We start from the raw sequence: 13,870 nt of genomic DNA on the forward strand, positions 1-13,870 counted from the left end.
CCCATCCAGGCCCGCTCACTAGAATTCGCAGACGACTGGCAAGGATCAAGCTGGCCCATGAGCACCTCCAACCTGGCTTCCACCCGCTGGCTCGATGCCCCGGCCCACAACGCCTGGCGCATGGCAGAAGGGCAACGCCTGCTGGCCTTCGCCACGGCTTCGAAACTGCCCGATGGCTTCGGTAGCCTCGACGCCGCAGGCCTGCTTGCCCCCGGTGCCCGCGCCGAAACCCTGATCACCACCCGCATGACCCACTGCTTTGCCCTGGCCCACCTGCAGGGGGTGCCCGGCTACCTGGCCTATGCCGAACACGGTGTGGCCGCCCTGCGTGGTGCGCTGCAGGATGCCACCTACGGCGGCTGGTTCGCCCACCCCGGTGGCCATGACGACAGCGGCAAGGCGGCTTACCTGCATGCCTTTGTCGCCCTGGCCGCCTGCTCGGCTGTGATGGCAGGTGCTGGTGGTGCACCAGCCCTGCTGGCAGACGCGGTGCAGGTGCTCGAAGCGCATTTCTGGAGCGAAGAGGAGGGTGCCCTGCGGGAAGCCTTCTCCCGCGCCTGGCAGTTGCCCGAGCAGTACCGTGGCGCCAACAGCAACATGCATGCGGTCGAGGCCTTCCTGGCCCTGGCAGACGTAACTGGCGACAACCTGTGGCTGCAACGCGCCTTGCGCATCGCCGAACGCATCATCCATACCCATGCCGCCGCCAACGGCTACCGGGTCATCGAGCATTTCGACGCCCTCTGGCAGCCGCTGCCGCACTACAACCAGGCGCACCCGGCAGACCACTTCCGGCCTTATGGCTCCACGCCCGGGCATGCCCTGGAGTGGGCGCGGTTGCTGCTGCACCTGGAGGCCAGCCTGGAACGGTCCGGCCTGCAAGCCCCGCAGTGGCTGCCAGACTGCGCCCGCGCATTATTCGACACAGCCTGCCGGCAGGCCTGGAGCGTCGATGGCACACCTGGTTTCGTCTACACCCTGGACTGGGCCGATCGCCCGGTGGTGCGCGCACGCCTGCACTGGGTGCATGCCGAAGCCTGCGCCGCCGCCGCGGCCCTGTTGCTGCGCACGGGCGAGGCGCACTACGAACAGTGGTACCGCCGTTGCTGGGACTTCATCGCCAACCATTTCATCGACCATGGCGCTGGCAGCTGGCACCACGAGCTCGATGCACACAACCAGCCCGCTGCGACCATCTGGCCAGGCAAACCCGACCTCTACCATGCCTACCAGGCGCTGCTGCTGCCGGGCTTGCCACTGGCACCCAGCCTGGCCAGCAGCCTGGCCGGCAATGTAACCAAACGATGACATTCGCGCATCGCTTCGTTACCTGGCGAGGCGAGCACGCTGTTTAGACTTCATGCAACGCAAGCGATCGACTTGCACGGCATAACAACAAGAAAGGTGCTTCGATGAATTCCACGCTCCGTCTCGCTGCCGCAATCTCACTGGCCTCCTTGTTCCCGCTGAGTGCCTTGGCTGCCGATGCCAAAGGCAGTGTCGAGGTCGTGCACTGGTGGACCTCCGGTGGTGAAAAAGCGGCGGTCGATGTGCTCAAGGCCCAGGTTGAAAAGGATGGCTTCACCTGGAAGGACGGCGCCGTCGCCGGTGGTGGTGGTGCCACCGCCATGACCGTGCTCAAGAGCCGCGCCGTGGCCGGCAACCCGCCGGGTGTCGCGCAGATCAAGGGCCCGGACATCCAGGACTGGGCTGCCACCGGCCTGCTCGACGCCGATGTGCTCAAGGATGTGGCCAAGGAAGAAAAGTGGGACTCACTGCTCGACAAGAAAGTCGCGGACACCGTCAAGTACGACGGTGACTATGTCGCCGTCCCGGTGAACATCCACCGCATCAACTGGCTGTGGATCAATCCCGACGTCTTCAAGAAGGCCGGGATCGACAAGGCGCCAGCCACCCTCGACGAATTCTATGCCGCCGCCGACAAGCTCAAGGCCGCCGGCTTCATCCCGCTCGCCCATGGCGGCCAGCCGTGGCAGGACAGCACCGTGTTCGAAAGCGTGGTGCTGGCGGTGATGGGGGCCGATGGCTACAAGAAGGCCCTGGTCGACCTCGACAGCGCGGCCCTGACCGGCCCGGAGATGGTCAAGGCGCTGACCGAACTGAAAAAGGTCGCCACCTACATGGACCCGGATGGCAAAGGCCAGGACTGGAACCTGGAAGCGGCCAAGGTCATCAACGGCAAGGCCGGCATGCAGATCATGGGCGACTGGGCCAAGAGCGAATGGACCCTGGCGAAGAAGACCGCCGGCAAGGACTACCAGTGCGTGCCGTTCCCCGGCACCGAAAAGGCCTTCCTATACAACATCGACTCGCTGGTGGTGTTCAAGCAGAACGACGCCGGCACGTCTGCCGGCCAGCAGGACATTGCCCGCAAGGTGCTGGGTGAGGACTTCCAGAAGGTCTTCAGCAGCAACAAGGGCTCGATCCCGGTGCGCAACGACATGCTGGCCGACATGGGCAAGTATGGCTTCGACGCCTGCGCGCAGACCTCTGCCAAGGACTTCCTGGCCGATGCCAAAAATGGCGGCCTGCAGCCGAGCATGGCGCACAACATGGCCACCACGCTGGCCGTGCAGGGCGCGTTCTTCGATGTGGTGACCAACTACATCAACGACCCCAAGGCCGACCCGGCCGATGCGGCGAAGAAGCTGGCGGCGGCGATCAAGTCTGCCCAGTAAAGCTGACGCGATTCCGTTGTAGGAGCGGCCTTGTGTCGCGATGGGCTGCGCAGCAGCCCCATAACCTGCGCACTCGATCTTTAAGGTAGGTAATCGACCTTGAGTCCTTTGGGGCTGCTGCGCAGCCCATCGCGACACAAGGCCGCTCCTACAGGGGAGTGCGGCGCCTTTGAGGTGAACCATGACCACAGCAACCGCCCAACTGCGGGCCTCACCCCTGGACGCGCTACAGCGCTGGCTGCCCAAGCTGGTGCTGGCGCCTAGCATGTTCATCATCCTGGTGGGCTTCTACGGCTACATCCTCTGGACCTTCGTTCTGTCCTTCACCACCTCGACCTTCCTGCCGACCTACAAATGGGCCGGCCTGGCGCAATACGCCCGGCTGTTCGACAACGACCGCTGGTGGGTGGCAAGCAAGAACCTGCTGCTGTTCGGCGGCCTGTTCATCGCCATCAGCCTGGTCATCGGCGTAGTGCTGGCGGTCTTGCTGGACCAGCGCATCCGTCGCGAAGGTTTCATCCGCACCATCTACCTGTACCCCATGGCGCTGTCGATGATCGTCACCGGTACCGCCTGGAAGTGGCTGCTCAACCCCGGCATGGGCCTGGACAAGCTGCTGCGTGACTGGGGCTGGGAGGGCTTTCGACTGGACTGGCTGATTGATCCCGACCGGGTGGTGTACTGCCTGGTGATCGCCGCCGTGTGGCAGGCCTCGGGTTTCATCATGGCAATGTTCCTTGCCGGCCTGCGTGGCGTCGACCCGTCGATCATCCGTGCCGCGCAGATCGACGGCGCCAGCCTGCCGCGCATCTACTGGCGCGTGGTACTGCCCAGCCTGCGCCCGGTGTTTTTCAGCTCGCTGATGATCCTCGCGCACATTGCCATCAAGAGCTTCGACCTGGTGGCGGCGATGACTGCCGGCGGCCCAGGCTACTCGTCCGACCTGCCGGCGATGTTCATGTATTCGTTCACCTTCAGCCGCGGCCAGATGGGCATGGGCTCGGCCAGCGCCATCCTGATGCTCGGGGCGATCCTGGCGATCCTCGTGCCTTACCTGTACTCGGAGCTGCGGAGCAAACGCCATGCATAGCCCTCTCGACAAAGCGGTGCTGAGCCCGAGCCGCATCGCCATCCACGCGGTGCTGTTGCTGGCGGTGCTGCTGTACCTGGTACCGTTGGTGGTGATGCTGCTGACCAGCTTCAAGACCCCGGAAGACATCAGCACCGGCAACCTGCTGAGCTGGCCGGCAGTATTTACCGGCATCGGTTGGGTCAAGGCCTGGAGCACGGTCAGCGGTTACTTCTGGAATTCGATCATGATCACCGTGCCAGCGGTGCTGATCTCCACCGCCATCGGCGCGCTGAACGGCTATGTGCTGTCGATGTGGCGCTTCCGCGGTTCACAGCTGTTCTTCGGCCTGCTGCTGTTCGGCTGCTTCCTGCCGTTCCAGACCGTACTGCTGCCGGCCTCGTTCACCCTCGGCAAGCTCGGCCTGGCCAGCACCACGACCGGCCTGGTGCTGGTGCACGTGGTCTACGGCCTGGCCTTCACCACGCTGTTCTTCCGCAACTTCTACGTAAGCATCCCCGATGCGCTGGTCAAGGCCGCGCGTCTGGACGGTGCCGGGTTCTTCACCATCTTCCGCCGCATCATCCTGCCGATGTCCACGCCGATCATCATGGTCTGCCTGATCTGGCAGTTCACCCAGATCTGGAACGACTTCCTGTTCGGGGTGGTGTTCTCCAGCGGCGATTCGCAACCGATTACCGTGGCCCTGAACAACCTGGTCAATACCAGCACCGGGGCCAAGGAATACAACGTCGACATGGCGGCGGCGATGATCGCCGGCCTGCCAACCCTGCTGGTCTACGTGGTGGCAGGCAAATATTTCGTCCGCGGGCTGACTGCTGGCGCGGTAAAGGGGTAAGTCATGGCAACGCTCGAACTTCGCAATGTGAACAAGACCTACGGCAGCGGTTTGCCGGACACCCTCAAGGACATCCAGCTGTCGATCAAGGATGGCGAGTTCCTGATCCTGGTCGGCCCCTCGGGCTGCGGCAAGTCGACCTTGATGAACTGCATCGCCGGGCTGGAGCAGATCACCGGCGGCGCGATACTCATCGACCAGCAGGACGTCAGCGGCATGAGCCCCAAGGACCGCGACATCGCCATGGTGTTCCAGTCCTACGCGCTGTACCCGACCATGAGCGTGCGCGAGAACATCGAGTTCGGCCTGAAGATCCGCAAGCTGCCGCAAGCTGCAATCGACGAGGAAGTGGCGCGGGTGGCCAAGCTGTTGCAGATCGAGCACCTGCTGGCGCGCAAGCCGGCGCAGCTGTCCGGTGGCCAGCAACAGCGCGTGGCCATGGGCCGGGCGCTGGCACGGCGGCCGAAGATCTACCTGTTCGATGAACCGCTGTCCAACCTCGATGCCAAGTTGCGCGTCGAGATGCGCACCGAAATGAAACTGATGCACCAGCGCCTGAAGACCACCACCGTGTACGTCACCCATGACCAGATCGAGGCCATGACCCTGGGCGACAAGGTGGCGGTGATGAAGGACGGCATCATCCAGCAGTTCGGCACCCCGCAGCAGATCTACAACGATCCGGCCAACCAGTTCGTCGCCAGCTTCATCGGCTCGCCGCCGATGAATTTCATCCCGGTGCGCCTCACGCAACAGGACGGGCGCCTGCTGGCCGTGCTCGACAGCGGCCAGGCGCGTTGCGAGCTGCCCTTGGGAATGGCCGCGGACGAGATGGATGGCCGCGAGGTCATCCTCGGCATCCGCCCCGAGCAGATTGCCCTGGGGGCAGCCGAGGGCAATGGCCTGCCCGGCATTCGCGCCGAGGTGCAGGTGACCGAGCCCACCGGGCCAGACCTGCTGGTATTCGTCACCCTCAACCAGACCAAGGTCTGCTGCCGCCTGGCGCCGGATGTGGCGTGCCGGGTCGGCGATAACCTGAACCTGCAATTCGACCCAGCCCGGGTGCTGCTGTTCGACGCCGCCAGCGGCGAGCGCCTGCACCTGGCCACCACTGCTGCAACCATGAAAGACAACGTGGCGCACTTCAAGGGCCGATAACTCGTCTACACCATCAAATAAGAAAAAGAGGACGCAAAGGGATGGAACAGCGCAAACGCATCAGGACATTGGGCTCGCTGGCCTTGCTCGCGCCACTGGCGATGGCTGTTGGCAGCAGCGTTCAGGCTGCCGAAGCTTTCTCCAGCGAATCGAAGTGGATGACCGGCGACTGGGGCGGCACCCGCACCGAGTTGCTGGAAAAGGGCTATGACTTCACCCTCGATTACGTCGGCGAGGTTGCCGGTAACCTGCACGGTGGATACAACGACGACAAGACTGCGCGCTACAGCGACCAGTTCGCCCTCGGCGCGCACCTGGACCTGCAGAAAATCTTTGGCTGGCATGACGCCGAGTTCAAGCTGGCGATCACCGAGCGCAGCGGCCGCAACCTGTCCAACGACCGCATCAGCGACCCGCGCGCCGGGCAGTTCAGCTCGGTGCAGGAAGTGTGGGGCCGCGGCCAGACTTGGCGCCTGACTCAGATGTGGGTCAAGCAGAAGTACTTCGACGGTGCGCTGGACGTGAAATTCGGCCGCTTCGGCGAGGGCGAGGACTTCAACAGTTTCCCCTGCGACTTCCAGAACCTGGCCTTCTGCGGCTCGCAGGTGGGCAACTGGGTTGGCGGCATCTGGTACAACTGGCCGGTCAGCCAGTGGGCGCTGCGGGTGAAATACAACATCACTCCGGAATTCTTCGTTCAGGTCGGTGCCTTCGAGCAGAACCCTTCCAACCTGGAAACCGGCAACGGCTTCAAGCTCAGTGGCAGCGGCACCAAAGGCGCGATCCTGCCGGTGGAAGCGGTGTGGTCACCCAAGGTCAATGGCCTGCCGGGCGAGTACCGCCTGGGTTACTACTACAGCACGGCCAAGGCCAACGATGTGTTCGATGACGTCAACGGCAACCCGCAGGCGCTGACGGGCGAGGCCTTCAAGTCGCACTCCAGCAAGCATGGCTGGTGGGTGGTGGCACAGCAGCAGGTCACCGCCCATGGCGGCGATGTAAACCGTGGCCTGAGCCTGTTCGCCAACTTCACCGTGCACGACAAGGCCACCAACGTCGTCGACAACTATCAGCAAGTGGGCTTGGTCTACAAAGGCGCATTCGACGCCCGGCCCAAGGACGATATCGGCTTCGGCGTGGCGCGCATTCATGTGAATGACGACGTGAAGAAACGCGCCGAACTGCTCAACGCCCAGAGCGGCATCAGCGATTACGACAACCCAGGCTTCGTGCCGCTGCAGCGTACCGAGTACAACGCCGAGCTCTACTACGGCTTCCACGTCACCAACTGGCTGACCGTGCGGCCCAACCTGCAGTACATCAAGAGCCCCGGCGGCGTGGATGAGGTGGACAACGCGCTGGTCGCAGGGTTGAAGATTCAGTCGTCATTCTGAGAGCAATTGTTGTAAATTTACGCCAATCCACTTCGGTACCCGGCAACCACTGGTCTTCAGTGGTTGTCGGGGATAGGCCGAGACAGCGCTATCTCAAACAACAAGAGCTCTGAACCATGCCCGAACATCCGCTCCATCGCTTCTTCACCTCGCAGCGGCCCCGGCCGACATTCGAGTGGGAGCGTTACCAGCAGCGCGATGTGCTGATCATCGACCATCCCCGTTGCCAGGCGGTGTTCAGCCGCCAGGGTGCGCAACTGCTGCATTTTCAACCAGCGGGTGAACGGCCCTGGCTGTGGTGCGCCGAGCAGTGGCCGCAGGTGGGGGCGATCCGCGGTGGCGTGCCGGTGTGCTGGCCATGGTATGGCCGCCACCCCAGCGAGGACTTGTGGCCCGCCCATGGCTGGGCGCGCCTGCTCGACTGGAAGCTGGTGGACAGCCGCGAGGACGAGGAGGGCGTAACCCTGAAATGGCGGCTGGACCTGTGCGACTGGCAGGTCGACCTGCATGCCCGGCTGGGTAGCCGCATGGAGCTGAGCCTGAGCACCGAGCACCAGGACAGCGAACCCTGTCAGCTGAGCCATGCCTTGCTGGCCTACTGGCGCATCAGTGACGTGTCCGAGATAGCGCTGTCCGGGTTGGAGGATATCGAAGGCTACGACCGCCTGAACCGCCAGGCCTGCCGTGAAGATGGCGCGCTGAAGCTCAAGGGCGGTTGCCAGAAGGTCTACCCCGGCACGCTGCGGGTGCAATTGCAGGACCCGGCCTGGCAGCGCGAGCTGTGCATCGATACCGGTGACAGCGACGACACGGTGGTGTGGCACCCGGGCAACCGCCCGCTGATGGGCGTGACCGGGCGTGAATGCCAGCGCTTCGTCTGTGTCGAGGCCGCCAGCGGCAGTGGCGAGGGCCTGAGCCTGGCGCCGGGGCAGCGTGCCCACCTGCGCCTGCAGGCCCACCGGCTCAGTTGAGCTCGTCGTCCTCGATCGGGTAGCGGCTGGCGTTGAGGCTTTCCTTGATCTTGCGCAGGTGCGGCTGGAAGTCCACGCCGCGCCGCAGGGTCATGCCGGTGGCCAGCACATCGAGCACGGTCAGCTGGATGATCCGCGAGGTCATCGGCATGTAGATGTCGGTGTCTTCCGGCAGCGGAATGTGCAGGCTCAGGCTGCAGGCATTGGCCAGTGGCGAACCGGCAGCGGTCAGGCCCAGTACCGAGGCGCCGTTTTCCCGGGCCAGGCGGGCCACCTCGACCAGTTCGCGGGTGCGCCCGGTGTAGGAGATGATGACGAACAGGTCGCCGGTGTGCGCCACCGAGGCCAGCATGCGCTGCATCAGCACGTCGGCGTGGGCCGATACTGCCAGGTTGAAGCGGAAGAACTTGTGCTGGGCGTCCAGCGCCACCGGGGCCGAGGCGCCCAGGCCGAAGAAGTGGATCTGCCGGGCCTGGATCATCATGTCCACGGCACGGCTGACCTGTTGCGGGTCGAGCTGCTGGCAGGCGCTGTCGAGCGAGGCGATGGCACTGGCGAAGATCTTCTGGGTGTAGGCTGCCGGGTCATCGTCAGCCTCCACCGCGCGGCTGACGTAGGCGGCGCCGCTGGCCAGGCTCTGCGCCAGCTGCAGCTTGAGCTCGGGGTAGCCGCTGACGCCGAACGAGCGGCAGAAGCGGTTGACGGTCGGTTCGCTGACCTTGGCCGCCTGGGCCAGCGCAGCGATGCTGAAACGGGTGGCTTGTTGCGGATTGAGCAGGATGACTTCGGCGACTTTGCGTTCGGCCTTGTTCAGCTCGTCGAGGCGGCCCTGGATCTGTTCCAGGAGGTTTCGCACGCGGTCCATGGGTGTGTCCTTGGGTCGGGAAGACAGCCGGCTGTTGGAGCAGCAGGCTTTTTGCACGGTCGTCTATCGTACTGTCGGCGCGGTTGACGTACCACTTGTCTGTAACACTTGTGTGTAATGTTGTGGTTTTTACTACATTATCCCTTGAAAACCGTATGTGAAAGCGGTATTCCTAGACCAACTTTAGGAAAGAACCAACATCATGGCTGCGATCAGTGTCGAACCTTGCACCTTTGCCCTGTTTGGCGCCCTAGGCGACCTGGCATTGCGCAAGCTGTTTCCTGCCCTCTATCAGCTCGACCGGGCCAACCTGCTGCACCCGGAAACCCGCCTGCTGGCGCTGGCCCGCGAGGCCGGTAGCGCGCAGGGCCACCTGGACAGCATCGAGGCGCACCTGCGCCGGCATGTGCCCGAGGCCGATATCGAGCCCGCCGCGCTGGGCCGTTTCCTCGCCAGGCTGAGCTACCAGCACCTGGATTTCCTCCAGCCCGAGGGCTATCAGGCCCTGGCCGAGCAGTTGCCGGGCGAGCTGCCGCTGATTGCCTACTTCGCCACCGCTGCGGCGGTGTACGGGGCCATCTGCGAAAACCTCGACAAGGCCGGGCTGGCCGCACGCACCCGAGTGGTGCTGGAGAAGCCCATTGGCCACGACCTGGAGTCGTCGCGCCGGGTCAATGATGCTGTGGCTCGGTTCTTCCCAGAGAGCCGGGTCTACCGCATCGACCACTACTTGGGCAAGGAAACGGTGCAGAACCTGATCGCCCTGCGTTTCGCCAACAGCCTGTTCGAAACCCAGTGGAACCAGAATTCCATCTCCCATGTGGAGATCACCGTCGCCGAGAAGGTCGGTATCGAAGGCCGCTGGGGCTACTTCGACAAGGCCGGCCAGCTGCGCGACATGATCCAGAACCACCTGCTGCAGCTGCTGTGCCTGATCGCCATGGACCCGCCCAGCGAACTGTCGGCCGACGCCATCCGTGACGAGAAGGTCAAGGTACTCAAGGCCCTGGCACCGATCACCGGTGAAGGGCTGAGCACCCGTGTGGTGCGCGGCCAGTACATCGCCGGCTACAGCGATGGCAAGCCGGTGCCCGGTTACCTGGAAGAAGACAACGCCAACGCCCAGAGCGACACCGAAACCTTCGTCGCCCTGCGTGCTGACATCCGCAACTGGCGCTGGTCGGGGGTGCCGTTCTACCTGCGTACCGGCAAGCGCATGCCGCAGAAACTGTCGCAGATCGTCATCCACTTCAAGGAAACGCCGCACTACATCTTCGCTCCGGAACAGCGTTTGCAGATCGGTAACAAGCTGATCATCCGCCTGCAACCGGACGAAGGCATTTCTTTACGGGTGATGACCAAGGAGCAGGGCCTGGATAAAGGCATGCAACTGCGCAGCGGCCCGTTGCAGCTGAATTTCTCCGATACCTGGCGCAGTGCAAGGATCCCGGATGCCTACGAGCGGCTGTTGCTCGAAGTGATGCGCGGTAACCAGAACCTGTTCGTGCGCAAGGATGAAATCGAATATGCCTGGAAGTGGTGCGACCAGCTGATTGCTGGCTGGCGTAACGCAGGCGATGCGCCCAAACCGTACGCCGCAGGCTCCTGGGGGCCGATGAGCTCGATTGCACTGATCACACGCGATGGGAGGGCGTGGTATGGGGATATCTGAACTGAAACTGCCAGCGACTGTGACGGTACATGAGCTGGTGGATGCCAAGGCTCTGGCCGCAGCCCAGGCCCATGACGTGGCCGAGCGCCTGCGCGCAGCCATTGCCGCCAAGGGCCAGGCCTGCGTGGTGCTATCCGGCGGCCGCAGCCCGGTGCCGTTCCTCGAGAAGCTGGCCAGCGAAAACCTCGACTGGGCCAAGGTCACCGTCAGCCTGGCCGATGAGCGCTGGGTGCCGGTGGAGCATGCCGACAGCAACGCCGGCCTGCTGGCGCGCCACCTGTTCAAGGGCGCGGCGGCCAAGGCCCGCTTCGTTGGTCTTTACCAGCAGGCGGAGAACCTTGATGCCGCTGCAGGCAAGGCCGATCAGGCCTTGGCCGAGCTGCCGCCAATTGACGTACTGGTGCTGGGCATGGGGGATGATGGCCATACAGCTTCGCTGTTCCCCGCCAGCCCCAACCTGGAAGCAGGCCTCGACCTGGCCAACCCACGCCGCTGCCTGCCTTTGCTGGCACCGAGCGTGCCGCGCCAGCGCCTTTCGATGACCCGCTCGCTGCTGGCCAGTTCCGCCTTTACCGCGCTGTCCGTACAAGGGCAGGGCAAACTCGCTACCCTGCGCGCCGCGCTGGCTGGCACCGACCTTTCCGAAATGCCGATACGCGCTTTTCTTCACGCCCCCCTGGACATCTACTGGTGCCCATGAGCCAAGGATCCACAGTCATGACCACCCTCGAACGCCCACAGCCCAAGCTCTCGATGGCCGACAAAGCCGCACGGATCGACGCCATTTGCAAAGAGGCGCGCATCCTGCCGGTGATCACCATCGCCCGTGAGGAAGACATCCTGCCGTTGGCTGACGCCCTGGCCGCCGGCGGTATCCGTACCCTGGAAGTGACCTTGCGCTCGCAATATGGCCTGAAGGCCATCCAGGTGTTGCGCGAGCAGCGCCCGGAGCTTTGTGTCGGTGCCGGCACCGTGCTCGATCGTGGCATGTTCGCCGCGGTTGAAGCTGCGGGTGCGCAATTCGTCGTTACGCCAGGCATTACCCAAGACATTCTCGAAGCTGGTGTGGACAGCGAGATCCCGCTGCTGCCAGGCATCAGCACGCCGTCCGAAATCATGATGGGCTACGCCCTGGGCTACCGCCGCTTCAAGCTGTTCCCGGCGGAGATCAGCGGCGGGGTAGCGGCGATCAAGGCCTTTGGCGGCCCGTTCGGCGATATTCGTTTCTGCCCTACGGGCGGTGTGAACCCGGCCAACGTGCGCAACTACATGGCGCTGCCCAATGTGATGTGCGTGGGTGGTACCTGGATGCTCGACAGCAGCTGGATCAAGAACGGCGACTGGGCGCGGATCGAAGCGTGCAGCGCGGAGGCGATGGCGCTGCTGGACGCCAACTGAATTTGTTGTGTGCTTTACGGCTTGTGGGGCGCTTGGTCGGCGCCCCTTTTTTTGCCTGAAATTCTCATTCATGCGGTATGGCTCAGGCCGCCTTGGCTTCCTGCTGGCTCAGCGAGCGGTTCAGCGCGCTGAACAATGCCTTGAAGCTGGCCGTGGTGATGTTTTCATCGATACCCACACCATGCACCGGGCGGCCACCGGCCACGCGCAGTTCGATATAGGCCGCGGCCTTGGCATTGGTGCCGGCGCCAATGGCATGCTCGTTGTAGTCCATGATCTCCACGGCAATCGGCAGGCCGGCCACCAGTGCTTCCAGTGCACCGTTGCCCTTGCCGCGCCAGTGCAGGGTGGTTTCGCCTTCACCGGCGACTTCCACTTCCACGGCGCTGTGGCCGTTCTCTTCCTGCAGACGGTGGCTGACCAGCGCATACGGGGAGTTGGCCTGCAGGTATTCCTTGTGCAGCAGGCTGTAGATCTGCTGGGCGGTCATTTCCAGGCCCAGGCGGTCGGTTTCGCCCTGTACTACCTGGCTGAATTCGATCTGCATGCGGCGCGGCAGGCTGATGCCGTATTCCTGCTCGAGCAGGTAGGTGATGCCGCCTTTGCCCGACTGGCTGTTGACGCGGATCACCGCCTCGTAGCTGCGACCGATGTCGGCCGGGTCGATCGGCAAGTAAGGTACTTCCCACAGTTCGCCTTCCTGCTGCTTGGCGAAGCCCTTGCGGATGGCGTCCTGGTGCGAGCCGGAGAACGCGGTGTGGACCAGGTCGCCCACGTACGGGTGGCGTGGGTGCACCGGCAGCTGGTTGCACTCTTCGACCACCTTGCGCACGCCGTCGATGTCGGAGAAGTCCAGCAGCGGGTCGATGCCCTGGGTGTAGAGGTTCAGCGCCAGGGTCACCAGGTCGACGTTACCGGTACGCTCGCCGTTGCCGAACAGGCAGCCTTCGGCACGATCGGCACCGGCCATCAGGCCCAGTTCGGTGGCGGCAATGCCGGTACCACGGTCGTTGTGGCAGTGCAGGCTGATGATCACGCTGTCGCGACGGCTGACATTACGGCAGAACCACTCGATCTGGTCGGCGTAGATGTTCGGGGTGGACACTTCCACGGTGGCCGGCAGGTTGAGGATGATCTTGTGCTCGGGGGTAGGGTTCCACACCTCGATGACCGCGTCGCAGACTTCCTTGGCGAACTCCATCTCGGTGGCGCTGAAGGTTTCCGGCGAGTACTGGAAGGTCCACTGGGTTTCCGGCTGCTGGGCGGCGTACTTGACGAACAGCTTGGCTGCGTTCACCGCGATGTCCTTCACGCCTTGCTTGTCCTGGTTGAAGACAATGCGGCGGAACGACGGGCTGGTGGCGTTGTACAGGTGGACGATGGCCTTCTTCGCCCCGCGCAGCGACTCGAAGGTGCGGGCGATGAGGTCTTCACGGGCCTGGGTGAGCACCTGGATGGTGGTGTCGTCCGGGATGTGGCCGTCTTCGATCAGCATGCGCACGAAGTCGAAATCGGTCTGCGAGGCGGACGGGAACGAGGCTTCGATTTCCTTCACGCCAACCTGCACCAGGGTCTTCCAGAAGCGCAGTTTCTTCTCCGAATCCATTGGCTCGATCAGCGACTGGTTGCCATCACGCAGGTCGGAGCTGCACCAGATTGGCGCGGCGGTGATGGTCTTCGACGGCCAGGTACGGTCAGGCAGGTCGATGGTCGGGAAAGCGCGGTATTTCTTCGAAGGGTCTTTGAGCATGGTCATGGAAGCAATCCTTTTGTGTGCGGCCGAGA

Annotated in this window: 12 protein-coding genes; 10 read left to right on the top strand and 2 right to left on the bottom strand. The window is 63.7% G+C overall.

The genetic code is table 11. The annotated features are described in order from the left end of the window. The first annotated feature begins 57 nt into the window (after positions 1–57). The 7 genes from GEV38_RS05710 (at position 58) to GEV38_RS05740 (ending at position 8,150) form a co-directional block, all read left to right on the top strand. Positions 58–1,308, top strand: coding sequence for an AGE family epimerase/isomerase (locus tag GEV38_RS05710; RefSeq protein ID WP_015269096.1), 1,251 nt, complete (start codon positions 58–60; stop codon positions 1,306–1,308). Positions 1,309–1,412: 104 nt separating this feature from the next. Further along, a complete protein-coding gene (locus GEV38_RS05715; protein ID WP_054573357.1) occupies positions 1,413–2,699 on the top strand; it encodes an ABC transporter substrate-binding protein in 1,287 nt (428 codons plus the stop codon). A gap of 181 nt (positions 2,700–2,880) precedes the next feature. Next, positions 2,881–3,789: a carbohydrate ABC transporter permease gene (locus GEV38_RS05720; RefSeq protein ID WP_013971125.1), complete on the top strand. Its 909-nt coding sequence runs from the start codon at positions 2,881–2,883 to the stop codon at positions 3,787–3,789. Then, positions 3,782–4,627 carry a carbohydrate ABC transporter permease gene (locus GEV38_RS05725; RefSeq protein WP_003257967.1) on the top strand — a complete coding sequence of 282 codons (846 nt, stop codon included), beginning with the start codon at positions 3,782–3,784 and terminating at the stop codon, positions 4,625–4,627. Before GEV38_RS05720 ends, GEV38_RS05725 begins: the two co-directional genes overlap by 8 nt. 3 nt (positions 4,628–4,630) lie before the next feature. Further along, complete coding sequence (locus GEV38_RS05730; protein ID WP_013971127.1) at positions 4,631–5,785, top strand: ABC transporter ATP-binding protein; 1,155 nt, start codon at positions 4,631–4,633, stop codon at positions 5,783–5,785. 101 nt (positions 5,786–5,886) lie between these two features. Further along, positions 5,887–7,179, top strand: a complete 1,293-nt coding sequence (locus GEV38_RS05735; protein ID WP_235891285.1) for a carbohydrate porin — start codon at positions 5,887–5,889, stop codon at positions 7,177–7,179. 116 nt (positions 7,180–7,295) lie between these two features. Further along, positions 7,296–8,150 (top strand): D-hexose-6-phosphate mutarotase, encoded by an 855-nt coding sequence (locus GEV38_RS05740; protein WP_054573355.1) that lies wholly within the window; start codon positions 7,296–7,298, stop codon positions 8,148–8,150. On the opposite strand, the gene hexR is transcribed toward GEV38_RS05740, so the two are convergent. Next, positions 8,143–9,006, bottom strand: coding sequence for a DNA-binding transcriptional regulator HexR (gene hexR / locus GEV38_RS05745; RefSeq protein WP_169774905.1), 864 nt, complete (start codon positions 9,004–9,006; stop codon positions 8,143–8,145). The genes GEV38_RS05740 and hexR overlap by 8 nt on opposite strands. A 211-nt stretch (positions 9,007–9,217) precedes the next feature. Here hexR and zwf point away from each other — a divergent pair, with 211 nt between their 5' ends. Genes zwf through GEV38_RS05760 form a run of 3 tightly spaced genes read left to right on the top strand, consistent with a single transcriptional unit; the run spans position 9,218 to position 12,085 of the window. Then, positions 9,218–10,687, top strand: coding sequence for a glucose-6-phosphate dehydrogenase (gene zwf, locus GEV38_RS05750; RefSeq protein WP_015269100.1), 1,470 nt, complete (start codon positions 9,218–9,220; stop codon positions 10,685–10,687). After that, the gene (gene pgl / locus GEV38_RS05755) at positions 10,674–11,387 is read left to right on the top strand and encodes a 6-phosphogluconolactonase (RefSeq protein WP_173895610.1); all 714 of its coding nucleotides are present in this window, start codon (positions 10,674–10,676) and stop codon (positions 11,385–11,387) included. Before zwf ends, pgl begins: the two co-directional genes overlap by 14 nt. A 17-nt stretch (positions 11,388–11,404) precedes the next feature. Continuing rightward, the gene (locus GEV38_RS05760; RefSeq protein WP_015269102.1) at positions 11,405–12,085 is read left to right on the top strand and encodes a bifunctional 4-hydroxy-2-oxoglutarate aldolase/2-dehydro-3-deoxy-phosphogluconate aldolase; all 681 of its coding nucleotides are present in this window, start codon (positions 11,405–11,407) and stop codon (positions 12,083–12,085) included. Positions 12,086–12,167: 82 nt separating this feature from the next. Here GEV38_RS05760 and leuA read toward each other — a convergent pair whose 3' ends face one another. After that, positions 12,168–13,841 carry a 2-isopropylmalate synthase gene (gene leuA / locus GEV38_RS05765; RefSeq protein WP_013971133.1) on the bottom strand — a complete coding sequence of 558 codons (1,674 nt, stop codon included), beginning with the start codon at positions 13,839–13,841 and terminating at the stop codon, positions 12,168–12,170. Positions 13,842–13,870: the final 29 nt, after the last annotated feature.

Source organism: Pseudomonas sp. 13159349, assembly GCF_013305685.1.
In the GTDB taxonomy this organism is placed as follows: domain Bacteria; phylum Pseudomonadota; class Gammaproteobacteria; order Pseudomonadales; family Pseudomonadaceae; genus Aquipseudomonas; species Aquipseudomonas asiatica.

What these genes read in the sequence shown, in the direction of transcription:
- GEV38_RS05710 (WP_015269096.1), top strand. Translation starts at nt 58, where the DNA reads ATGAGCACCTCCAACCTGGCTTCCACCCGCTGGCTCGATGCCCCGGCC.
- GEV38_RS05715 (WP_054573357.1), top strand. Translation starts at nt 1,413, where the DNA reads ATGAATTCCACGCTCCGTCTCGCTGCCGCAATCTCACTGGCCTCCTTG.
- GEV38_RS05720 (WP_013971125.1), top strand. Translation starts at nt 2,881, where the DNA reads ATGACCACAGCAACCGCCCAACTGCGGGCCTCACCCCTGGACGCGCTA.
- GEV38_RS05725 (WP_003257967.1), top strand. Translation starts at nt 3,782, where the DNA reads ATGCATAGCCCTCTCGACAAAGCGGTGCTGAGCCCGAGCCGCATCGCC.
- GEV38_RS05730 (WP_013971127.1), top strand. Translation starts at nt 4,631, where the DNA reads ATGGCAACGCTCGAACTTCGCAATGTGAACAAGACCTACGGCAGCGGT.
- GEV38_RS05735 (WP_235891285.1), top strand. Translation starts at nt 5,887, where the DNA reads ATGGCTGTTGGCAGCAGCGTTCAGGCTGCCGAAGCTTTCTCCAGCGAA.
- GEV38_RS05740 (WP_054573355.1), top strand. Translation starts at nt 7,296, where the DNA reads ATGCCCGAACATCCGCTCCATCGCTTCTTCACCTCGCAGCGGCCCCGG.
- zwf (WP_015269100.1), top strand. Translation starts at nt 9,218, where the DNA reads ATGGCTGCGATCAGTGTCGAACCTTGCACCTTTGCCCTGTTTGGCGCC.
- pgl (WP_173895610.1), top strand. Translation starts at nt 10,674, where the DNA reads ATGGGGATATCTGAACTGAAACTGCCAGCGACTGTGACGGTACATGAG.
- GEV38_RS05760 (WP_015269102.1), top strand. Translation starts at nt 11,405, where the DNA reads ATGACCACCCTCGAACGCCCACAGCCCAAGCTCTCGATGGCCGACAAA.
- leuA (WP_013971133.1), bottom strand. Translation starts at nt 13,841, where the DNA reads ATGACCATGCTCAAAGACCCTTCGAAGAAATACCGCGCTTTCCCGACC.